This window comes from Microbacterium sp. Z10_103 (assembly GCF_058310455.1).
The window spans coordinates 1,545,235-1,566,442 of sequence record NZ_JBZEGK010000001.1 but is presented as its reverse complement, the minus strand read 5'-3'; the positions used below and the strand labels follow the sequence as shown (position 1 = coordinate 1,566,442).

Below are 21,208 nucleotides of genomic sequence, written 5' to 3'. Positions count from 1 at the left end.
CATGGATATGCACGACAAGGTCGCGGTCGTCACCGGCGGCAGTTCGGGGATCGGGCTCGCCATCGCGGAAGAACTCATCGCTGTCGGCGCCAAGGTGACCATCACCGGCCGCCATCCGGATTCTCTCGAGGCGGCGGCCGCGTCACTGGGGGATGCGTGTTCCGTCTTCACCGGCGACGTCGGCTCCCTCACCGACGTCGATGCTCTTTACGCAGACGTCAAAGCCCGGCACGGGCGCCTCGACATCGTGATCGCTAATGCCGGTGCCGGGTACCACGCCCCACTTGGTTCCATCACGGAGCAGGAGTTCGACCAGACCTTCCATACGAACGCGAAGGGCGTGGTCTTCACAGTGCAGGCGGCGCTGCCCTATCTCACGGCGGGTTCCAGCGTCGTGATCATCGGCTCGACCGGATCCATCAGCCCGCCCCGTGGCATGAGCATGTACGGGGGAGCGAAGGCCGCTGTGCGCGATTTCGTTCGGAGCTGGATCCAGGACACGAAGGGGTCTGGCATCCGTATCAACGTGCTCAGCCCTGGTGCTGTCGACACCGAGTCTCTCCGCGCCGCGATCGCCCGCGCCCAGGGCGAGCAGCGCGTCCAGTCGGAGGTCGACCGTATGGGCGCCGGCAGTCCCATCGGTCGTATCGGCCGACCGAGCGAGATCGCCAAGGCTGTCCTGTTCCTGGCATCTGAGGATTCGAGCTTCATCCACGGCGTGGAGCTGTTCGCCGACGGTGGACTGGCCCAGGTGTGAACAGCCAACAGGCTTGCGGGGAAAGGAAAGAACGCCATGAACGGGATTGACGGCAAGGTGATCGCCATCACCGGGGCCAGCAGCGGGATCGGGGAGGCAACCGCGCTTCTCCTGGCCGAACGGGGGGCCAAGATCGTCCTCGGCGCGCGTCGCGTCGAGCGGCTCGAGAAGCTCGCGGCCCAGATCATCGCGGCGGGTGGGGAGGCTGTGTACGCCGCGGTCGACGTCAGCAGTCGTCACGATGTCGAGATGTTGGTGGAGCTGGCCACGGCGACCTTCGGGCGACTCGATGTGCTTATCAACAACGCCGGCGTCATGCCCCTCTCCGCGCTGGATGAACTCCGGGTGGAGGACTGGGTGTCCATGGTCGACATCAACATCAAGGGGGTGCTGTTCGGCATCGCAGCTGCCCTTCCCGTATTCCGGTCTCAGAAATCCGGCCACATCATCAACACGGGATCCACCGCGAGCCTGAGGGTCGTGCCGACGATGGCCGTCTACGCCGGTACGAAATCCGCCATTCGCGCGATCACCGAGGGACTGCGACAGGAAGCGGGAGAGCATCTGCGTGTGACGCTCATCACCCCCGGGATGACGTCCACTGAGGCAGCCAACGCGGTGACCAATCCTGAGATCCGCGCAAACCTCCAGGGCACGATCGACAGCATGGCGATGCCCCCCTCGGCGATCGCGCGTGCGATCGCATTCGCGATCGAACAACCTGACGGGATCGACGTCGGCGAAATCGTCGTCCGCCCGACGGCGCAAGCGTGAGATCAATGACGGCGCTGGCGGGGCGAGTGCCGCTGCCGGTGTAGCGAGGGGCTCGCCTGCGAGAGGTCCGCGGGTCACTGCCCGGGTGCCGCCTCGCTCGCGGCGAGCCACGCCAGCATGACGGCCTTGGAGTTGCCGTCATCCACGCTGTCGCCGGGGAGAGCCGCCAGGGCCTCGCTCGCGGCGGCACGCGGGGCCGCACCGCCCAGCGCCGAATACATCAGCACGTACTCGCCCAGCGGGCCGCTGAAGGCCTGTGGGCCGGCGTCGGAGACGTTCACGGCGACGCGGTCGGGTTCCTGCCCCAGATAATCCAGCGTGACGGGGGTCAGCGGCAGTACCTGGATGCCGAGGATCGCCGACGGTTCCGGACTGAACCACGTGGCATAGTCGCGCTTGCCGCCCCACGTCAGCGACACGACGGGGTGGGTGAACCCGTCGGGGAGGGTGGCGGGGTCGGGCTCGAGCCAGAGGGCACGCGCGGCGGCCACTTCCGCCGACAGCAGCCATGCGGCGGTCTGCGCCAGCTCATCGTCGTCGCGGGTCTCGGCCCACAGCGCCAGGCCGTTCCACGCCGCGACCGCTTCGGAGCTGGACTCCTGGTTGTTGCCGTCGGCGAAGGGAGCCAGCCCGGACGCCCACGAGTGCCCGCGATACGGGTCGAACACGCGCAGGCGCGGGAGCGACTCCGCCGATGCACCGCCGGCGATGTCGGCGGCGAGAGCGTCCATCACCGTTGTCAGCTCAGCGGCCTTGTCCGGCTGGGCTGAGACGAGGGCGGCCGAGGCGGCCAGGAAGTAGCCGTAGTGGAAGTGGTGGTCATTGCCTTCCTCCGAGCCGAAGGACGGCGTCAGCCCGACGACGGTCCGCAATTCGTCGTCGTAGACGAAGCAGCGACTGTCACGTTCGCGGCAGCCATCCGCCTCCGCCCACGGTGCGAGCTCCGTCCACAACCGGTCTGCGACGCGTTCGGACAGCGCCGTGTCGCCGAGGTCGCGCGCGAGGGTGAGGAGCGCGCCGAGCCGGGCGAGGGCCTTGCCGCCGTAGTAGGTGTCCGCAGGGAGAGCGGGCGTCGCATCCAGGTCCGCGGCGACCTGCGCCAGGATGGCGGCGCGGGTGTCACCATCGATCGCCTCGAGATCGAACGAGGCGCGCGGCGAGATCTCGGGCACCGTCCACGTCAACTCCGTGCCGCGGCACGCGTCCGCCTCGCCATAGGCGGTGCGGAACGTGCCCAGCTCGCAGTCCGAACCCGCGCCGGCGTGGCTGGGGAAAGGCACGAGCACGGTGCTGTCCGTCCCGGCATAGGTCAGGGTGGTCGACGAACCCGAGGCGCTCGTGCCGGGCTCCACGCGCACCGCCTCGATCGGCGCGTCCAGGGCGTCGGCCCACTCGGTCACGTCGGCGCCTTCGGGCATGGCGAACCATTGCGCATGACCTCCCTCCGGGACGGTCAGCGTCTGCCCGTCCCAGCTGGCCCCGGCTGCCACGACCCCGAAGCTCGTTCCGTCTGTCGCGGCCGTCCACACCCCATCGCCGGCCGCGCGCAGCGGCGCGGCCGGAACCAGCGCGCTCTCGCGCGCAGCGGTGAAGCCCACGACGGGCGATCCCTCGGCGATGGTGACGTCGCCGACCGGAGCGTCGCCGTCCGACCAGCGCAGGGTGACGGACACGGGATCGGCCCGCACCGCCGCGAAGCGGTCGGCGTCCAGCCCGATGCGCAGCCCTCCGCCGAAGGAGGCGGCGATGGTCTTCTCCGTTGCGCTCACCTCCGGCAGGTCGACGGTGAACGCGTCGTCGTCGGCGGCGAAGGCGATGGGGAACGGGTAGACCGGCTGCGGTTCGGCGCCGAAGATCAGCCCGGAATACCATCGGTTGGTCGGCGGGATGAGATCCTCTGCCAGGCGGGCTTCGCCGATATCGGCCATCCGCTCCACGGGCAGCGCGGCGATCGACGCGGACGGCTGTGCGGCGTCTTCCCCGGCGGGGGCAGCCTCATCCGCGGGCGTCGCGGCGGTGCATCCGGTGACGGCGAGCGCCGCGACGAGCGCCAGCGCCGGCAACAGCCGGCGGGCGGTCATAGGCCGACCTTCCGGAGAAGATCGCGCACCGCGTCGCCGACCCCGGCCAAAGGCCCGTCTTCGCGCAGCTGCAGCGTCGCCTGCATGGGGGTTCCGGCCTGGAACATGCCTGTGGCGCTCTTGTCCGAGAGCTCCTCGCTGTCGATCCGCAGGGTCGACAGCGCCTCCCCGTCGACGGTCGTCACTTCGATGCCGACGACGGAACCCTGCAGTACCGCTTGGTTGGGAAGCAAGAGCTCGACGTCGCTTCCCTCGGAGATCCGGGCGTAGTCCCGTGCGGAAAGCTGGAACTCCGCTTCCACGAACAGCGAGGAATTCTCGTCGACGGTCGCGAGCATGCTTCCGGCCTGGGCGAAGCCGCCCTGCGGGACGGCGATCTCCCGTACGGTGCCGTCCACCGTCGCCGCGATGGTGGATGTGCCGTCCGCCGAGACACCGACCGCCACAGCGGGGTCCGCGATCTGGCCCGAGGCGATGTCGCGCTGCAGGTGCAGGCTCCGCACGTCGAAGAGCGGCTCGCCCACCGAGACCTCGTCGCCGACCTCGACGTATTGCCGGGTCACGATGCCGCCGTAATCCGTGCCGACCGGGAAGCTCTCCGCAGCGATCGTGGCGCTCGTGGAGAGGACGCGCTGCTGCCGCTGATTGAAAACGACCGTGAAGGCGGCCACGAGGACGAGCACGCACAGGATGCCTCCGGCCATTCTCAGCCGGTTCCCCCACGTCATCGGGCACCTCCCGCGGACACGAGGGTCGGTTCATCGGCGGTGGGCTCCGCCGCGACGGGGGCGAGCGCGAGCGGTCGTGCGACGATCGTCAGCGGGGCCGTCACGACCGGCGCCGCGGGGAGCCCGAGGCGTTCCTGCGGATGTGCGAGGGCGTGCGCTTCACGGAGCGCCGTCACCAGGAACGCCCCGAGGATCAGGGTGTTGGTGGCGTTCCAGGCCGTGGCGAGAGTGAGCGCCCCGTTCTCGACGTCGCGCCAACAGGCCACGATTGTCGTCAGCGCGAGGAAGACGAAGAACAGGGTCTGCGGGATGACGAAGTTGAAGGGCGAGCGGCGCGACGCCGATCCGGTGACGTGCCATCCGATGTCCCGCCCCAGAAGGACGTTCCACAGCGCCTTGACGTAGATCGGGAACGAGACCGTCGCCAGGGTCAGCGTCTCCCAGCGGAACGACCCCACGGCGAACCACGCGAGCAGGATCTGCATGGCGTAGAAACCGCCGTAGTACAGCGCCCACGTGAAAACGGTGGTCTCCAGCGTCATCGGCCGCAGGTCGAAGTAGATCTCCAGCGGCGGAACGAGCAGGAGCAGGAGCGGGCAGATGCCGGTGAGGTAGAAGGTGGCCGTCACCAGATACTGGATGCGCTGATCCATCGTCAGGCGACGCCGCAGGCCCAGCGGGTTGTGGCGCAGGAGGATCTCGAAGCCCCCCGTCGCCCAGCGCAATTGCTGCTTGCTGTACGCCTCGATGGTCTCGGGCGCCTCCCCGACCGCGAGAGCGTCGGCGAGGAAGACCGAACGCCAGCCTCGCTCGTGCAGGAGGAGTGACGTCCACACGTCTTCGGATTTCGAGTCGGTGTACATCCCGCCGACCTCGTCGATCGCCGACCGGCGGAATACCACGTTGGTCCCCACGCAGATCGCCGCGTTGAACCGGTTGCGCCCGGGCTGGACGAACCGGTAGAACACGGTCTGCATGTACGCGGCTCCGCGCGCGACGACCGTGTGCAGGTTTCCGTATACCTGCGGGGTCTGGACGAACGCGACGTCGTCGTGCACGAACAGCGGCATGGTCTGCAGCAGGAACGTCGGCACCGGAACGAAGTCGGCGTCGAAGATGGCGAAGAAGTCGCCTTTGGCCAGCGTCAGGCCGTGGTTGATGTTGCCGGCTTTGGCGCCGTGGGAGCTGAGCCGGCGTACGTAACGGGCACCGGCGGCTCCGGCCAGAGCCCGCACGTCGTCGGAGCGGCCGTCGTCGAGGACCCACGTGCGATGGGCGCCCTGCATCCCCACGGCGGCCGTGACCGTGCGCCGGACGGTGTCGAGGTCTTCGCCGTACACCGTCACGAGCACATCGATCATGACCGGCCTCCCACGGAGGTGGACCCGGTCGTCGCCGCGGGCCAGACGCGGCAGGAGGCGCGCGGCGGCCTCGTGCGCCGCGTAATCCCGGGGGTTGCGGCCGCTGGAGAGGATCGTCCACATCGACAGCAGCGCCTGTAGGACGAGAACGGACTCGGCGACGATGATCATGACATACGGCAGCAGATCGCCGCGGCTGCCCGGGGCGAGCAGGAACCCCGTATACGCCAGCACCCCGATGGTCGCGATCACGACGAGCAGGATCATGACGGGCGTCGGCTCCCCGCCCTTCTCCGGATGCTCCGGCGAGTGGCCGTGGCGGCGCTGGTGCGTGGATGAAATGCGTGCCATTGGGTTCCCTTCCCCATGGACGGCGGTGCCCCCATCCGCAGCGCCGTCGGCACGCATGGATCCCTACCCCAGGTTTCGTGCCCCCAGAGCCCGAAACGTTGGCTCCATGCTCCGCTCCTCCGGCGTCAACGGTGTTCCCCACGTGTGAACGCTGCGTGACGATCGCCTGTACGCGTCCTCAGCGGTCATGCCCAGGGGTGCACCAAGCCCCGCACCCTCTCGCGAGTGTGCGGGGCTTGTTTCGTCTCGTCGGGCGGCGCGGTGCGTCAGCTCCGGTCGACGACCACGTGCTCGTTCGGAACGACGTGGGTCATGGTGAGGCCGGACACATCGCGCGGGCCGTTATGGCCGAGGTTCTGCAGGCGCTGCATCTCTTCCTCGTTCAGCGTCTGGGATTGCAGCGGCGGAAGGTCCTTCACATCGTCCACGGTGATGCCCAGTCCCTCGCCGACGCGAAGGCCCAGCTCATCGTCGACCATGAGGAAGTGCCACACCATCCGCTGCTGGACCTGGGGCGTCGCCTCTCCGATGAGCGTCACGAAGTTCAGAACGAGGTCGTCCTTCTCCCACTGCTCCATGAGCTGGTAGCGCTGACCGGCCTGCATGTAGTCGTTCGTGCGAGGAATGCGGGCCCGTGTGAGGCGTCCGCTGATCACAGGACCCTGCTCGTCCTTGGTCGCGTACTGGGCTTCGCGCAGCCCGCCCATGGTTGATGGCTCGTAGTTGACGTGCGGGTTCTGGCCTTCGCCGAGGTCGACGCCGTACGACATCTGCCCGCCGCGCTGGTTGGTGGCCACCCGCGCGTTCTTCGGGCTGTTCACCGGCAGTTGCAGGTAGTTCGGACCCACGCGATACCGCTGGGTGTCGGAGTAGGAGAACGTACGACCCACCAGCATCTTGTCGTCCGAGAAATCGAGCCCATCCACGAGCACACCGGTGCCGAACGCGATCTGCTCGTTCTGATTGTGATGGTCGGAGACGTTGCTGGTGAGAGTCATCGTGCCGACCAGCTTCGGCTCGAACTCGTTCTCCGGCCACACTTTGGTGTCGTCCAGCGGGTCGTAGTCGAGCTCCGGGTGGTCGTCGTCGCTCATCAGCTGAACGAAAAGGTCCCACTGCGGGTAGTCGCCCGACTCGATCGCTTCGTAAAGGTCCTTGGACGCGTGGCCCAGATCGCCGGCTTGGATGTTCGCGGCGTCGGCCTCGGTGAGGCTCTTCACGCCGGCGCGGGGGAGCCAGTGGTACTTGACCAGGTGCGTCTCGCCCTGGGCGTTGACCCACTTGTAGGTGTTCACGCCGAAGCCCTGCATCGTCCGGTAAGTGGCCGGGATGCCGCGGGGACTGAAGAGGTTCACCAGCATGTGCATCGACTCCGGAGTCTGCGACATGAAGTCGAAGATCCGCGCCGGTTCCTGGCGGAAGGTGATCGGGTCGGGCTTGAGCGAATGGATGACGTCGGGGAACTTGATGGCGTCGCGGATGAAGAACACCGCGAGGTTGTTGCCCACGAGGTCCCAGTTGCCGTCCTCTGTGTACATCTTCACGGCGAACCCACGCGGGTCGCGCGCGGCCTCGGAGGAGTCCCGACCGCCGATGACGGTCGAGAGGCGGATCGCGAGGTCGGTCTTCTTCCCCGCCGTGCTGAAGACCTTGGCGCGGGTGTACTTCTCGATGGGCTCGTCGCCCCACTTGCCGGTGGCCTCGAAATGTCCGAACGCGACCGCGCCGCGCGCGTGGACGACGCGCTCCGGGATGCGCTCCCGGTCGAAGTGACTGATCTTCTCCAGGAACTGGTAGTTCTCCAGCGTGGCCGGGCCGCGGTCCCCGACGGTGCGGGAGTTCTGGTTGTCGTAGACGGGGTGACCCTGTCGGTTGGTCAGGATCGGGCGGTCCTCTTCGCTGGGTGCGGGCGGTTCGTTCGCGACATCGCTCATGGCGGGTCCTCTCGTTGGTTCCCTTCCAGCCTCCGCTGTCGCGGACAGGGTTCCACCCCCCTCGCAGACGATCTCACCCCGAGCTATAGTGCGGAGCCGCGCGGCCGCTGCGCGCAATCGTATGTACGGCGGGCGGGGGAGCATGGTGTACCGCTGCGTGGCCTGGTTATATCCAGAGGCGCACACAACCGGTGCGCCGTTTCCAGGAGGACCTCAGTGACTTACGCCCAAACCGACCCGACCGCCAACGTCATGAGGTTGCTGACGGGACTGGCCGACCCCCTGCTCCGTCCCGTGGAGGGCCTGCCCGAGGGTGCCCACGTGGTGCAGCTGGCCTCCGGCACCGGCGGGCTGAGCCTGACGCTGGCTCGTCGACGCCCGGATCTGCGGATCACGGCTATCGACATCGATCCGGCCGTGCTGACCGCCGGACGTGCCGAGTCGGACAGAGAGGGGCTCGGCGTCGACTTCCGACTCATGTCCATGGGCGCCCTGGAGTTCGAGGACGCCAGCGTCGACGCGGTCATCTCCCGGATGGGTCTGTTCCTGCCGGGAACGGCCCCGTTCGCTGTGGCGGCGGGGGAGGCCGCGCGGATTCTGCGCGCCGGGGGGCCGTTGAGCATCGCCACGTGGAGCGCCCTGGACGACAGCCCCTACACCCGGATCGGCATCTCCGTGCTGCGCCGGATCCTTCCGGAAGGATCGGTTCCCGACATGGACGCGCTGTTCCGCGAGGTGGGCGCACCTGGTGTCTTCGAAGGGTTCCTTTCCGAAGCGGGCTTCCGCGACGTCGAAGCCTCCTGGGTGCACTGGGACACGACGTATCCCGACTTCGGGGCGTGGTGGGAGTTCGACACCGGCTTCGGGCCACTCGCCGCGTTCTTCGGTGCCCTCGACGAGGAGCAGCGTCTCGCGGCGCGCCGCGCCATGCTCAGTGAGATGGAAGAGCACCGGACCGCGTCGGGCGGCTACGCCCTGCCGTCCACCGCACGATTCATCAGCGCTCGGCGGTGACGAGGCTCAGCCGCCGATCGACCGGAAGCGGCCGGGTGGGATGCCGTACTCGCGCCGGAAAGCGTGGCTGAGCGCGAACTCGGTGGAATAGCCGGCCTGGCGGGCGATCGCGGCCAGCGGGGCGTCGGTTTCGCGGAGCAGACGGGCGGCGTAGGACAGACGCCACGCGGTGAGATATCGCCTGGGTGGCTGGCCGACGGCGGCCGTGAAACGTTCGAGGAAGGTGGTCTTCGACACGCGGGCGATCGCGCTGAGCTCTGGAACCGTCCAGGCGTGGTCGGGGGCCGCATGAATGCGCCGGAGCACCTCCACGATCGTCGGGTCGGAGACATCCGCGGCCTCGGCGCTGCGGTTGTCCGCCAGCCATTGGCGCAACAGGTGCGTCAAGACCAGGTCGAGCAGTGCCGGGCGGGTGACCCGCGCCCCGGGACCGGTATCGGCAAGGGTCGCCCGCACCAGCGTCAACAGCGGGCTCAGCTCCGGATAACGGTCATGGTCGGGGGAGATCGCGATCACCTCGGGGAGAGAACGCAAGAGGTGCGGCACCGGGCCCTCGTGGAGCCGGTACGCGCCGCACAGGAACGCCGCGTCGGCCTTGGCCGGACCCGGGAAATCCTGCTTGGCGTCCGCGGGCGTCAGCTCGTGCAGCGGGCGTGGCGCGTGGCTCAGGCCATGCTCGGCCCCTGCAGGGGTGAAGACGACGTCACCGGGACGCAGGCGCCGCGGCGCCGCGCCGGAGACGGCCAACCACGCATCGCCCTCCAGGACGAGGTGGAAACCGGTTCCGGGAAAGGCGGGGTACCGCCAACCCCACGCTCCCGACTCCCGCACGGAGCATGCCTCCGCTCGCCCGATCCGAACGCCGCGGAGCGCCTCGCTGACGATGTCCACCTGCCAACGCTAACCGCCGAGCGTGAGCCACGGGCCGTCGCGTGGACGGGGCCGTGGCGTGGATGGGTGCGGGGTCAGCGCTTGCGGAGCCGCTTCTGCAGCAACTTCTGCTCCTTGCCCGAGATCGGGGAGTCGGAGGGGACGATGCCGCCTCGCCCCGCCCGGCGGGTGTCCACGACGGAACCGATGGCCAGAGCGAGCGAAATACCCCAGCTCAGCAGCGCCAGAGCGGTGCGCCATGTGAAGGGCTCGTTGCTGCGGAGGCTCCGCAGCAACGTCAGACCGCCGGTGATCGCCGTCACGAGTCCACTGCCGAAGAGGTACTTGCGCATGCGTCAACGCTAGCGGTGCGCACAGGGTAGCGCGGGAAGGGTTGACACGGGTCGCCCCCGGGCGCCCAGAAGGAGCGCTGTTAGCCTGGGGGGAACCGCACCGAGGAGCCCCGTGTGACCCAGGCAGAGTTCGTCGTCGTCGCCAACCGACTTCCCGTCGACCGCATCGCGGACGCGGAGGTGGACGATGACACCGCATGGCGTCGCTCACCCGGCGGTCTGGTCACCGCGTTGGAACCGGTCATGCGCAAGGCCGCGGGAGCGTGGGTCGGCTGGGCCGGACAGCCCGACCTCGACTTGGATGCGTTCGACTTCGACGGCGTTCACCTCGTGCCGGTGACTCTCTCGGCCGACGATGTCGAGAACTACTACGAGGGTTTTTCGAACGACACCATCTGGCCGCTGTACCACGACGTCATCTCGCCGCCCCGCTTCAAACGGCAGTGGTGGGAGGCGTACGTCAAGGTCAACCAGCGCTTCGCCGATGCGGCTGTCGCCGTCGCGGCGGAGAACGCGATCGTGTGGGTACAGGACTATCAGCTGCAGTTGGTCCCGCGGATGCTGCGCGATGCCCGACCGGATCTCACCATCGGGTACTTCCACCACATCCCGTTTCCCGCGTACGGTCTGTACTCCCAGCTGCCCTGGCGGCGCCAGGTCCTCGAGGGTCTCCTCGGGGCCGACGTGATCGGGTTCCAGCGCGTGGCTGACGCCGGAAACTTCGCTCGCGCGGTGCGGCGGCAGCTGCGCTATGAGACGAAGGCATCCGGGATCTCGGTACCCGACAGCACGGGCGGAACCCGCACGGCGCTGGCCAAGGCGTTTCCGATCTCCATCGACGCCGACTCCTACATCGAACTCGCGCATCGCCCCGACATCCGGGCGCGCGCGGCGGAGATCCGCGAAAGTCTGGGCAACCCGAAGAAGATCCTTCTCGGGGTCGACCGCTTGGACTACACCAAGGGCATCCGCCACCGCCTGAAAGCGTTCGGCGAGCTGCTCGACGACGGCCAGCTGAGCGTGGATGACGTCACGCTCGTGCAGGTGGCGAGCCCGAGTCGCGAGCGGGTGGAGGCGTACGTCCAGTTGCGTGACGAGATCGAGCTCACGGTGGGCCGGATCAACGGCGACTACGACACGATGGGCCATACGGCGATCCGCTACCTTCATCAGGCATATCCCCGCGAGGAGATGGTGGCGCTCTTCCTCGCCGCCGACGTGATGCTGGTCACCGCCCTCCGCGACGGGATGAACCTCGTCGCCAAGGAGTACGTGGCCAGCCGGGTGGACAACCGCGGAGTCCTGCTCCTCAGCGAGTTCGCCGGCGCCGCCGACGAACTCGGAAGCGCCATCCTCATCAATCCGCACGACATCGACGGACTGAAGGAGTCGATCATGCGCGCGATAAAGATGCCCGGGGCGGAACAAGGGCGGCGGATGCGGGCGCTCCGCCGCCGCGTGCGCGAGCACGATGTCGAGGACTGGTCGCAGGACTTCCTCGACGCCCTCTCCGCGTTCCACGACCGTCCCTCGGCGGTCACGTCGTGACCACCACGGTGGCCGAGGACGTCCTGGCACCCCTGGCCGACACCCCACGCCTGCTGCTCGCCCTCGACTTCGACGGCACGCTGTCGCCGCTGCAGAACGAACCGATGGACGCGCGGATGCTTCCCGCCGCCGCGCAGGCGGTCGAGAAGCTCGCCGCCCTGCCCGACACCGTCGTGGCGCTGGTGTCGGGTCGGAGCCTCAGCGATCTCCGCATCATCGCCGAGCACGATGACACTTCCCCGCTGTGGCTCGCAGGCTCCCACGGCGCCGAATACTGGGAGCCGGGCATCGGCGCGGTCGAACCCGACGAAGCGCCGGCGGACTTCGCTCTGCGCAATCGTGTGCGCCTGGCCGCCGAGGAAGCCACGCGGGCCATGGAGGGCGTGCGGATCGAGCCGAAGACGTTCGGCATCGCGGTGCATACCCGCGTCGCAGACGCGGCCACCGCGGCGCGGGCGAACGCCGTCGTCGACGAGCTCATGCACGCCCAAGCGCCGACGTGGCGCCGGCGCACCGGGCACAACATCGTCGAGTACGCCTTCCGCCATGAGGGCAAGGACACCGCCGTGCAAAACCTCCGGGAGCGGACGAACGCCACGGCCGTGCTGTTCGCGGGCGATGACGTGACCGACGAGGATGCGCTGCGCTCACTCGGCGCCGGCGATCTCGGGGTTCGAGTCGGGGCGGGGGACACCGCCGCGACCGTGACGGTGGCCGACATCCCGGCGTTCGCCGATCTTCTCGGGCTGCTCGCGGAGATGCGAGCCGCGCGGCGGCAATAGACTTCGAGAATGCCTGACAGCACCATCGACATCAAGCCGCGCAGCCGCGTCGTGACCCATGGCATCGAAGCCACGACCTCCCGCGGGATGCTCCGCGGCGTGGGTATGGGCGACGAGGACTGGGACAAGCCCCAGATCGGCATCGCGTCCAGCTGGAACGAGATCACCCCCTGCAACCTGAGCCTCGACCGGCTCGCGCAGGGCGCCAAGGAAGGCGTGCACTCCGGCGGGGGATACCCGCTGCAGTTCGGCACGATCTCCGTCTCGGACGGGATCTCGATGGGGCACGAGGGGATGCACTTCTCGCTCGTGTCCCGGGAGGTCATCGCCGACTCCGTCGAGACCGTCATGATGGCCGAGCGCCTCGACGGATCCGTGCTGCTCGCAGGGTGCGACAAGTCCATTCCCGGGATGCTGATGGCAAGCGCCCGCCTCGACCTGTCGAGCGTGTTCCTGTACGCGGGCTCGATTGCCCCCGGCTGGGTGAAGCTCTCGGACGGCACCGAGAAGGAGATCACGATCATCGATTCCTTCGAGGGCGTCGGTGCGTGCCTCGCGGGGCGGATGAGCGAGGCCGATCTCAAGCGCATCGAGTGCTCCTTCGCGCCCGGCGAGGGCGCCTGCGGTGGCATGTACACCGCCAACACCATGGCTTCCGTCGCCGAGGCGCTGGGGCTCAGCCTCCCCGGTTCCGCCGCGCCGCCCTCGGCCGACCGTCGTCGCGACTACTTCGCCCACCGGTCGGGTGAGGCCGTCGTCAACCTCCTCCGCCTGGGAATCACGACCCGCGACATCCTCACGAAGGAGGCGTTCGAGAACGCGATCGCCTTGGCGATGGCGCTCGGCGGCTCCACCAACGTCGTCCTCCATCTCCTCGCCATCGCGAGCGAGGCGGAGGTCGAGCTGAACCTGCACGACTTCAACCGCATCGGCGACAAGGTGCCGCACGTGGCCGACATGAAGCCGTTCGGCCAGTACGTCATGAACGATGTCGATCGGCACGGCGGCATCCCGGTGATCATGAAGGCGATGCTGGACGAAGGCCTCCTTCACGGCGACGCCCTGACCGTCACCGGCAAGACGCTGGCCGAGAACCTCCGCGACCTCGACCCCGACCCGGTCGACGGCACGGTCATCCACACCTTCGACAACCCCATCCACGCAACCGGCGGCATCACCGTCCTGCACGGGTCCTTCGCCCCCGAGGGAGCGGTCGTGAAGACCGCGGGCTTCGACGCCGCAGTGTTCGAAGGACCCGCGCGCGTGTTCGAGCGCGAGCGCGCAGCGATGGACGCCCTCGAAGCGGGAGAGATCGCCGCGGGGGACGTCGTGGTCATCCGGTACGAGGGCCCCAAGGGCGGGCCGGGCATGCGCGAGATGCTCGCCATCACCGCTGCCATCAAGGGCGCAGGCCTCGGAAAAGATGTACTACTGTTGACGGACGGACGATTCTCGGGCGGCACAACCGGCCTGTGCATCGGCCACATAGCACCCGAAGCGGTGGACGCTGGTCCCATCGCCTTCGTGCGCGATGGTGATCTGATACGGGTCGATATCGCGGCTCGCACTCTCGACCTACTCGTCGACGAGGCCGAGCTCAGTTCCCGCCGCTCTGGCTGGGAGCCGCTTCCCCCGCGCTATACCCGTGGCGTCCTGGCCAAGTACTCCAAGCTCGTGCACTCCGCCGCGGAGGGCGCGGTCACGGGGTAACCCGGCCCACCCGTCATCCCTTCTCTGTTCTGAGGATTTCACCATGCCCGCCGAATCCGCCCCGGCCGTTCCCCGGCCACCCGCTCGCGCCGCGGCCGCTCCCGTGCTCACCGGCGCGCAGGCGGTCGTCCGCTCGCTCGAACTGCTCGGCGTCACCGACGTGTTCGGTCTGCCCGGCGGCGCGATCCTGCCCGTCTACGACCCGCTCATGGACACCTCCGAGATCCGCCACATCCTCGTGCGCCATGAGCAGGGCGCCGGCCACGCCGCCGAAGGGTATGCATCGGCGTCCGGACGCACCGGCGTGGCGATCGCCACATCCGGGCCCGGCGCGACGAACCTCGTGACGGCGATCGCCGACGCGTACATGGACTCCGTGCCGATCGTCTGCATCACCGGGCAGGTCTTCTCGACCCTCATGGGCACGGACGCCTTCCAGGAGGCCGACATCGTGGGGATCACGATGCCGATCACGAAGCACTCGATCCTGGTGAAGCGCCCCGAGGAGATTCCCGGCGCCATGGCCGCCGCGTTCGAGATCGCCGGTACCGGCCGCCCCGGTCCGGTGCTGGTGGACATCACCAAAGACGCCCAGCAGGCCGAGGCGCCGTTCGTGTGGCCGCCGAAGATCGACCTGCCCGGTTACCGACCGGTGACGAAGGCCCACGGCAAGCAGATTCAGGCGGCGGCGCAGCTGCTGGCCGGGGCGAAGAAGCCGGTGCTCTACGTCGGCGGCGGCGTCATCCGTTCCCGCGCCTCGAAGGAGCTGCTGGCGTTCGCGGAGACCACGGGCACCCCCGTCGTGACGACTCTGATGGCGCGAGGGGCGTTCCCCGACTCGCATGCCCAGCACTTGGGCATGCCCGGCATGCACGGCACCGTTCCCGCGGTGCTCGCCCTCCAGGAGTCCGACCTGCTCATCTCGCTCGGCGCGCGGTTCGATGACCGGGTGACCGGCAAGGCCGCACTGTTCGCCCCGCATGCGCAGGTCGTGCACGTCGACATCGACCCCGCCGAGATCTCCAAGATCCGGACGGCCGATGTCCCGATCGTCGGCGACCTGCGCGAGGTGCTGGTCGACCTGGATGCCGCCTACCGCGAGGCTCTCGGCACCGCGACGCCCGACACCGAGGAGTGGTGGGCCTACCTCGACGGTCTGCGGGCGGAATTCCCGCTCGGCTACACGCAGCCCACCGACGGACTGATGTCGCCGCAATACGTGATCCAGCGCATCGGAGAGCTCACCGGTCCTGAAGCCGTGTACGCCGCGGGCGTGGGGCAGCACCAGATGTGGTCGGCGCAGTTCATCAAGTACGAGCGGCCCAACTCGTGGCTGAACTCCGGCGGTGCCGGCACGATGGGCTACGCGGTTCCGGCGGCGATGGGGGCCAAGGTCGCCGAGCCGGACCGGGTGGTGTGGGCGATCGACGGTGACGGATGCTTCCAGATGACCAACCAGGAGCTCGCCACCTGCGTCATCAACAACATCCCCATCAAGGTCGCGATCATCAACAACTCGTCCCTGGGCATGGTCCGCCAGTGGCAGACGCTGTTCTACGACGGCCGGTATTCGCACACCGACCTCAACACCGGCCACAACAGCATCCGCATCCCCGACTTCGTCAAGCTCGCCGAGGCGTACGGCTGCCTCGCGCTGCGCGTGGAGAAGGAGGAGGACGTGGACGCCGCCATCCGCACGGCCCTCGAGACCAATGACCGCCCCGTCGTGATCGACTTCGTCGTGAGCGCTGACGCCATGGTGTGGCCGATGGTGCCGCAAGGCGTGAGCAACAACTACGTCCAGTACGCGCGCGACCACTCGCCCGCCTTCGGCCAGGAGGACTGACACGATGCCCAGTCATGTGCTGAGCCTCCTCGTGGAGGACAAACCCGGTCTGCTCACCCGCGTGGCGGGGCTGTTCGCCCGCCGGGGCTTCAACATCACCTCTCTCGCGGTGGGCGTCACCGAGGTTCCCGGGCTCTCCCGCATCACGGTGGCCGTCGACGTGGAAGATCTTCCGCTGGAGCAGGTGACGAAGCAGCTGAACAAGCTGATCAACGTCATCAAGATCGTTGAGCTCGATCCCGCGTCATCCGTGCAGCGCGAGCACATGCTCGTGAAGGTGCGGGCCGACAACGCCTCGCGCTCCCACGTCCTGGAGGTCGTGAACCTCTTCCGCGCGTCTGTGGTCGACTACGCGCCCGACGCCCTCGTGGTCGAGATCACCGGCGACCACGGCAAGGTCGAGGCTTTCCTCCGGGCGGTCGAGCCGTTCGGTATCAAGGAGATCGCCCAGTCCGGACTCGTGGCGATCGGGCGCGGCGGCAAGAGCATCACCGAGCGCGTTCTGCGCAACTGACCACCGATTCCACCCCTCATGAAGGAGAACAACCCCATGGCAGAGATCTTCTACGACGACAACGCCGACCTCTCGATCATTCAGGGCAAGAAGGTCGCCATCGTGGGCTACGGCTCGCAGGGCCACGCTCACGCGCAGAACCTTCGCGACTCCGGCGTCGAGGTCGCGATCGCGCTGAAGGACGGCTCGAAGTCGGCGGCGAAGGCGCAGGAGGACGGGTTCGAGGTCCTCTCCGTCGCCGACGCGACGACGTGGGCCGACCTCATCATGATCCTCGCGCCCGACCAGCACCAGCGCGGCATCTACAACGAGAGCATCCGCGACAACCTGACCCCCGGCAAGACCCTCGCCTTCGCGCACGGGTTCAACATCCGCTTCGGGTACATCGACGCACCCGAGGGTGTGGACGTCATCCTCGTCGCCCCGAAGGCTCCCGGTCACACCGTGCGACGTGAATTCGTCGCCGGTCGCGGCATCCCCGACATCATCGCGGTCGAGCGCGACGCGTCGGGTACCGCCTGGGACACCGCCCTGTCGTACGCGAAGGCCATCGGCGGCACGCGTGCGGGCGTCATCAAGACGACCTTCACCGAAGAGACCGAGACCGACCTGTTCGGCGAGCAGGCGGTTCTCTGCGGCGGCGTCAGCCACCTCGTGCAGGCCGGGTTCGAGACCCTCACCGAGGCCGGCTACCAGCCGGAGATCGCGTACTTCGAGGTGCTGCACGAGCTGAAGCTCATCGTCGACCTCATGTGGGAGGGCGGCATCGCCAAGCAGCGGTGGTCGATCTCCGACACCGCGGAGTACGGCGACTACGTCTCCGGCCCGCGCGTCATCTCGCCGGCGGTGAAGGAGAGCATGCAGGGCATCCTCGCCGACATCCAGTCCGGCGCCTTCGCGAAGCGCTTCATCGCCGACCAGGATGCGGGCGCGCCCGAGTTCCTCGCTCTGCGCGAGAAGGAGCAGAACCACCCGATCGAGGCCACCGGCAAGGAGCTGCGGTCGTTGTTCGCGTGGAAGCAGACCGATTCGGATTACGTGGAGGGCTCGGCCGCGCGCTGACCTTTCTTTCCTTGGATGCCCCGGACCCGTCGAGGTCCGGGGCATCCGGCGTTCGTGCCTGGGTATCGTGAGTTCATGCAGGCAGACCCGGATGTGCCCACCTCGCTCGCGTTGGATGCGTGGCTGGCCCGTCTGGCCGAACCGACCGGCGCCCCCGGCGGCGGGTCGGCCGCGGGAGTGATGATGGCGATCGCCGCCGCCCTCCTGCACATGGTGTGCGGCTACACGCCGGACGAGCCCGTCGCTGCGCGGGCGGGCGAACGCGTGCGGGTGCTGCGGGAGGAGTCTCTCGACGCCGCCCACGAGGATGGGGTCCGCTCCGTCGCCCTCGGCGCAGCGCTGGCCGCGAAGGGACCCGGCCGCGAGGGCAACCTGCACCGGGAGGCGGTCGCCGCCGCAGCATCCTCGGCTCGGCTCGCCGAACTCGGCATCGCCCTCGCGGAGCAGTTGCGTGTGATCGCCGAGGTGGGGAACCCGCACCTCGTGGCCGACACCGGTGTGGCGGGGGAGGCCCTGCGCGCGGGGCTCGGTGCCGCCCTCATCAACCTGCGCTCCAACGTCCGCTTGGCTGAGGCGCATGCCGGCGACGCGGGGGATCCGCACGACGCCGCGCCCCTCGCGGCGACAGCAGACCGTGCCGCGCGGACGCGCTCCGAGATCGACGGGCTGCTGGCGTCGCTGCCGGTCGGCTGAGCCACGGCCACGGCGACGGGACATCCCGGCATCGAACAGGGATCGACCCGGACGCCCGTCGAGCGGGGCCCTGTCGGCAGAGGGAGGCGCCGCGGATACTCTGGGGGAATGAGCACCGGACGCGACGACGACGCCCTGAACTGGAACGGCGACGACGATCCGACGCTCGACGCGCGTGCGAATTCCACCCCTCCCCGCGCGCCGAAACGGAACGGGCGCGACCTGCCGCCGGGGTACACCGCCGTGGGGCGGGGGAGCGGTCGTAGGCGCACGGATCACGCGCCGGACCCCGAGACGGAACCGACCGCGCTCAGCAACGCTGCCCTCATCGGCATCGGGGCGGTCGGGGCGGCGTTCGTCCTCTTCGCCGTGGGCTGGCTCTTCGTCAGCTTCCGGCTGCAGGCCGTGGAAGGGCTGCCGGTGCCGGCCGTCGCGCTCGTCACGATCAGCCTCGCCGCTGCGGCGGCGCCGCTGATCTGGTTCGCCGCGGCCTACCTCCTGACGCGTCGCTCGAAGACCTGGGTGCGATTCGCCTGGCTCCTGGCCGGCGTGGTGCTGCTCGTGCCGTGGCCGTTCCTCGCGACGGGAGGACTCGGATGACCGCGGACATCGCCGGTCCGCGCGCGGCGCGGCTTCCGTGGAAGACGGTCGCGATCGCCGCCGTCTTCGGACTCTTCTACGCCTACCTCGTGTGGAGCGCCGTCGACGTGCTGGTGCGACAGGCGACGGGGCCGTTGGGGTTGAACGGATGGGGGTGGTTCGTCCACATCCTGCCGATCGTCTTCCCGATGATCGCGTTCGCGGTCGCCCTGGCCCTGGGCTGGCGTCGCCGATCGTGGGAGTTCGCGCTCGTGCTGTTCGCGGGGCTCGCGCTCTCGGCCGCGTTCTGGGTCAACATCCTCGCCTACGCCGTCACATCCTTCGCCCTCTACGGCGGCTGATGCCGCGGTCCGTCACACGGTCAGAGCGCTCCCGGCGCCCGCGCTAGGCTGGCGGAGGCCTCGCCACGCCTCCCGAGGCCCGAAGGTTCGGCGGCGCGGCTCTCCTGCCCGCGCGCCCGAAGGAATTGCCTGTGACGAAGCCCGTCGTCCTCATCGCCGAAGAACTCTCACCCGCGACGATCCACGCCCTCGGTCCCGACTTCGACGTACGTTCCGTCGACGGCACCGACCGTGCCGCGCTTCTGGCGGCCCTGTCCGACGCCAACGCCATCCTCGTCCGCTCCGCGACGAAGGTGGATGCTGAGGCGATCGCCGCGGCGCCCGTTCTGAAGGTCGTCGCCCGCGCCGGGGTGGGCCTCGACAACGTCGACATCAAGGCGGCCACATCCGCCGGCGTGATGGTGGTCAACGCGCCGACGTCGAACATCGTCTCCGCGGCCGAACTCACCGTCGGTCACATCCTCAGCCTTGCCCGTCGCATCCCGGCCGCCCACGCGTCGCTCGCGGAGGGGCAGTGGAAGCGCAGCGCGTTCACCGGCACCGAGCTGTTCGAGAAGACCGTCGGCATCGTCGGGCTGGGTCGCATCGGGGCGCTCATCGCCGCGCGCCTCCAGGCGTTCGACATGCGCGTGATCGCCTATGACCCGTACGTCACGAGTGCGCGCGCGCAGCAGCTGGGCGTGCAGCTGGTGACCCTGGAGGAACTGCTCGAGCAGGCCGACTTCCTCACCATCCACATGCCTAAGACGCCCGAGACCACCGGCATGATCGGCATCGATCAGCTGCGCCGCATGAAGCGCACCGCCTACGTCGTGAACGTGGCGCGCGGCGGGTTGATCGATGAGGACGCGCTCTACAAGGCGCTCACCACGAACGAGATCGCCGGAGCGGGCCTGGACGTCTTCACGACCGAACCTCCCGCCGAAGACGGCCCCGCCCGTCGCCTGCTCGATCTCCCGAACGTCGTCGTCACGCCGCACCTGGGCGCGAGCACCGAGGAGGCCCAGGAGAAGGCCGGCGTGTCCGTCGCACGCTCGGTGCGTCTGGCCCTCGGCGGTGAGCTCGTCCCCGACGCCGTCAACGTCGCCGGCGGCGTCATCGACCCGTATGTGCGCCCCGGCATCCCGCTCGTGGAGAAGCTCGGACAGATCTTCGCCTCCCTCGCGCACAGCCCGCTCACGAGCCTCGACGTCGAGGTGCACGGAGACCTCAGCCAGTACGACGTGAGCGTCCTCAAGCTCGCCGCGCTGAAGGGCGTGTTCACCAACATCGTCAGCGAGACCGTGTCGTACGTGAACGCCCCGCTCCTGGCCGAGCAGCGCGGAGTGGATGTGCGGTTGCTGGTGGACGACGTCAGCGACGAATACCGCAACGTCATCACACTGCGCGGTGCGCTGGCCGACGGTTCGCAGCTGTCGGTATCGGGCACGCTGACCGGCACGAAGCAGATCGAGAAGCTCGTCGGGATCAACGAGTACGCGGTCGAGCTGCCGATCGAGAAGCACCATGTCGTGATGCTCTACACCGACCGGCCCGGAATCGTGGCGGTCTACGGCCAGCGCTTCGGCGAGGCAGGAATCAACATCGCCGGAATGCAGATCGCCCGTCTTGCGGCCGGCGGCCAGGCGCTGTCGGTGCTCACGGTCGATTCGCCGGTGCCGGACGACCTCCTCGAGCGAGTGCGCGCCGACATCGACGCCGACCTCTTCCGTCAGATCGAGATCACCGAGTCCTGACCGCCGTCATCCGCCGCGGTGCGGGGAGCGCCGCACCGATGCGGGCGGCTGTGTCGCCGGTGGCTTGCTGTGCCACCGGGGGGCGCTGTGTCGCCGGATCAGGTGTTGTCGCGTAGGCAGGACGATTCGGCGGGGATCCTCCTGTGTCCGCGA

Annotated in this window: 19 protein-coding genes; 13 read left to right on the top strand and 6 right to left on the bottom strand. The window is 68.7% G+C overall.

Annotated elements, in window-relative coordinates:
• The first annotated feature begins 1 nt into the window (after position 1).
• Both AC4FS2_RS07385 and AC4FS2_RS07380 read left to right on the top strand, forming a co-directional pair.
• The gene (locus AC4FS2_RS07385) at positions 2-757 is read left to right on the top strand and encodes an SDR family NAD(P)-dependent oxidoreductase (protein WP_491152368.1); all 756 of its coding nucleotides are present in this window, start codon (positions 2-4) and stop codon (positions 755-757) included.
• Between the two features lie 36 nt (positions 758-793).
• The gene (locus AC4FS2_RS07380) at positions 794-1,531 is read left to right on the top strand and encodes an SDR family oxidoreductase (RefSeq protein ID WP_491152369.1); all 738 of its coding nucleotides are present in this window, start codon (positions 794-796) and stop codon (positions 1,529-1,531) included.
• A gap of 74 nt (positions 1,532-1,605) precedes the next feature.
• On the opposite strand, the gene AC4FS2_RS07375 is transcribed toward AC4FS2_RS07380, so the two are convergent.
• The 4 genes from AC4FS2_RS07375 to AC4FS2_RS07360 all read right to left on the bottom strand — a co-directional run bounded on the left by AC4FS2_RS07375 (position 1,606) and on the right by AC4FS2_RS07360 (position 7,986).
• Positions 1,606-3,612, bottom strand: a complete 2,007-nt coding sequence (locus tag AC4FS2_RS07375; RefSeq protein WP_491152371.1) for a glycosyl hydrolase — start codon at positions 3,610-3,612, stop codon at positions 1,606-1,608.
• On the bottom strand, positions 3,609-4,316 hold the full coding sequence (locus AC4FS2_RS07370; RefSeq protein ID WP_491152372.1) for an HlyD family efflux transporter periplasmic adaptor subunit: 708 nt from the start codon (positions 4,314-4,316) through the stop codon (positions 3,609-3,611). The genes AC4FS2_RS07375 and AC4FS2_RS07370 overlap by 4 nt, the downstream gene beginning before the upstream one ends.
• Positions 4,317-4,336: 20 nt before the next feature.
• Positions 4,337-6,052, bottom strand: a complete 1,716-nt coding sequence (locus AC4FS2_RS07365; protein WP_491152373.1) for a glycosyltransferase family 2 protein — start codon at positions 6,050-6,052, stop codon at positions 4,337-4,339.
• A 266-nt stretch (positions 6,053-6,318) separates the two neighbouring features.
• On the bottom strand, positions 6,319-7,986 hold the full coding sequence (locus AC4FS2_RS07360; protein WP_491152375.1) for a catalase: 1,668 nt from the start codon (positions 7,984-7,986) through the stop codon (positions 6,319-6,321).
• A gap of 216 nt (positions 7,987-8,202) precedes the next feature.
• Here AC4FS2_RS07360 and AC4FS2_RS07355 point away from each other — a divergent pair, with 216 nt between their 5' ends.
• The gene (locus tag AC4FS2_RS07355) at positions 8,203-9,000 is read left to right on the top strand and encodes a class I SAM-dependent methyltransferase (protein WP_491152376.1); all 798 of its coding nucleotides are present in this window, start codon (positions 8,203-8,205) and stop codon (positions 8,998-9,000) included.
• Between the two features lie 6 nt (positions 9,001-9,006).
• On the opposite strand, the gene AC4FS2_RS07350 is transcribed toward AC4FS2_RS07355, so the two are convergent.
• Positions 9,007-9,891, bottom strand: coding sequence for an AraC family transcriptional regulator (locus tag AC4FS2_RS07350; RefSeq protein WP_491152378.1), 885 nt, complete (start codon positions 9,889-9,891; stop codon positions 9,007-9,009).
• A 74-nt stretch (positions 9,892-9,965) separates the two neighbouring features.
• A complete protein-coding gene (locus AC4FS2_RS07345; protein WP_491152380.1) occupies positions 9,966-10,223 on the bottom strand; it encodes a hypothetical protein in 258 nt (85 codons plus the stop codon).
• 114 nt (positions 10,224-10,337) lie between these two features.
• On the opposite strand from AC4FS2_RS07345, the gene AC4FS2_RS07340 reads away from it, so the two are divergent.
• The 10 genes from AC4FS2_RS07340 (at position 10,338) to serA (ending at position 21,055) form a co-directional block, all read left to right on the top strand.
• Positions 10,338-11,771, top strand: a complete 1,434-nt coding sequence (locus AC4FS2_RS07340) for an alpha,alpha-trehalose-phosphate synthase (UDP-forming) (protein ID WP_491152382.1) — start codon at positions 10,338-10,340, stop codon at positions 11,769-11,771.
• On the top strand, positions 11,768-12,553 hold the full coding sequence (gene otsB, locus AC4FS2_RS07335) for a trehalose-phosphatase (RefSeq protein WP_491152384.1): 786 nt from the start codon (positions 11,768-11,770) through the stop codon (positions 12,551-12,553). The genes AC4FS2_RS07340 and otsB overlap by 4 nt, the downstream gene beginning before the upstream one ends.
• 9 nt (positions 12,554-12,562) lie before the next feature.
• Positions 12,563-14,263, top strand: a complete 1,701-nt coding sequence (ilvD, locus tag AC4FS2_RS07330) for a dihydroxy-acid dehydratase (protein WP_491152386.1) — start codon at positions 12,563-12,565, stop codon at positions 14,261-14,263.
• A 43-nt stretch (positions 14,264-14,306) separates the two neighbouring features.
• A complete protein-coding gene (locus AC4FS2_RS07325; protein WP_491152388.1) occupies positions 14,307-16,109 on the top strand; it encodes an acetolactate synthase large subunit in 1,803 nt (600 codons plus the stop codon).
• 4 nt (positions 16,110-16,113) lie between these two features.
• A complete protein-coding gene (gene ilvN, locus AC4FS2_RS07320; protein WP_491152390.1) occupies positions 16,114-16,623 on the top strand; it encodes an acetolactate synthase small subunit in 510 nt (169 codons plus the stop codon).
• 36 nt (positions 16,624-16,659) lie between these two features.
• Positions 16,660-17,685, top strand: a complete 1,026-nt coding sequence (gene ilvC, locus AC4FS2_RS07315; protein ID WP_491152392.1) for a ketol-acid reductoisomerase — start codon at positions 16,660-16,662, stop codon at positions 17,683-17,685.
• Between the two features lie 75 nt (positions 17,686-17,760).
• Positions 17,761-18,378 carry a cyclodeaminase/cyclohydrolase family protein gene (locus AC4FS2_RS07310; RefSeq protein ID WP_491152394.1) on the top strand — a complete coding sequence of 206 codons (618 nt, stop codon included), beginning with the start codon at positions 17,761-17,763 and terminating at the stop codon, positions 18,376-18,378.
• A gap of 108 nt (positions 18,379-18,486) precedes the next feature.
• A complete protein-coding gene (locus AC4FS2_RS07305; RefSeq protein ID WP_491152395.1) occupies positions 18,487-18,978 on the top strand; it encodes a DNA polymerase III subunit gamma/tau in 492 nt (163 codons plus the stop codon).
• Positions 18,975-19,319 (top strand): bacitracin resistance protein, encoded by a 345-nt coding sequence (locus AC4FS2_RS07300; protein ID WP_491152397.1) that lies wholly within the window; start codon positions 18,975-18,977, stop codon positions 19,317-19,319. Before AC4FS2_RS07305 ends, AC4FS2_RS07300 begins: the two co-directional genes overlap by 4 nt.
• A gap of 131 nt (positions 19,320-19,450) precedes the next feature.
• Positions 19,451-21,055 carry a phosphoglycerate dehydrogenase gene (serA, locus tag AC4FS2_RS07295; RefSeq protein WP_491152399.1) on the top strand — a complete coding sequence of 535 codons (1,605 nt, stop codon included), beginning with the start codon at positions 19,451-19,453 and terminating at the stop codon, positions 21,053-21,055.
• The last annotated feature ends 153 nt before the right edge of the window (positions 21,056-21,208 follow it).

Excerpts from the sequence above, each read along its gene's own strand:
- AC4FS2_RS07365 (WP_491152373.1), bottom strand. The coding sequence starts at position 6,052 with ATGGCACGCATTTCATCCACGCACCAGCGCCGCCACGGCCACTCGCCG.
- AC4FS2_RS07305 (WP_491152395.1), top strand. The coding sequence starts at position 18,487 with ATGAGCACCGGACGCGACGACGACGCCCTGAACTGGAACGGCGACGAC.
- AC4FS2_RS07310 (WP_491152394.1), top strand. The coding sequence starts at position 17,761 with ATGCAGGCAGACCCGGATGTGCCCACCTCGCTCGCGTTGGATGCGTGG.
- AC4FS2_RS07345 (WP_491152380.1), bottom strand. The coding sequence starts at position 10,223 with ATGCGCAAGTACCTCTTCGGCAGTGGACTCGTGACGGCGATCACCGGC.
- AC4FS2_RS07360 (WP_491152375.1), bottom strand. The coding sequence starts at position 7,986 with ATGAGCGATGTCGCGAACGAACCGCCCGCACCCAGCGAAGAGGACCGC.
- ilvN (WP_491152390.1), top strand. The coding sequence starts at position 16,114 with ATGCCCAGTCATGTGCTGAGCCTCCTCGTGGAGGACAAACCCGGTCTG.
- AC4FS2_RS07325 (WP_491152388.1), top strand. The coding sequence starts at position 14,307 with ATGCCCGCCGAATCCGCCCCGGCCGTTCCCCGGCCACCCGCTCGCGCC.
- AC4FS2_RS07375 (WP_491152371.1), bottom strand. The coding sequence starts at position 3,612 with ATGACCGCCCGCCGGCTGTTGCCGGCGCTGGCGCTCGTCGCGGCGCTC.
- AC4FS2_RS07380 (WP_491152369.1), top strand. The coding sequence starts at position 794 with ATGAACGGGATTGACGGCAAGGTGATCGCCATCACCGGGGCCAGCAGC.
- ilvD (WP_491152386.1), top strand. The coding sequence starts at position 12,563 with ATGCCTGACAGCACCATCGACATCAAGCCGCGCAGCCGCGTCGTGACC.
- AC4FS2_RS07300 (WP_491152397.1), top strand. The coding sequence starts at position 18,975 with ATGACCGCGGACATCGCCGGTCCGCGCGCGGCGCGGCTTCCGTGGAAG.
- AC4FS2_RS07370 (WP_491152372.1), bottom strand. The coding sequence starts at position 4,316 with ATGGCCGGAGGCATCCTGTGCGTGCTCGTCCTCGTGGCCGCCTTCACG.
- AC4FS2_RS07385 (WP_491152368.1), top strand. The coding sequence starts at position 2 with ATGGATATGCACGACAAGGTCGCGGTCGTCACCGGCGGCAGTTCGGGG.
- ilvC (WP_491152392.1), top strand. The coding sequence starts at position 16,660 with ATGGCAGAGATCTTCTACGACGACAACGCCGACCTCTCGATCATTCAG.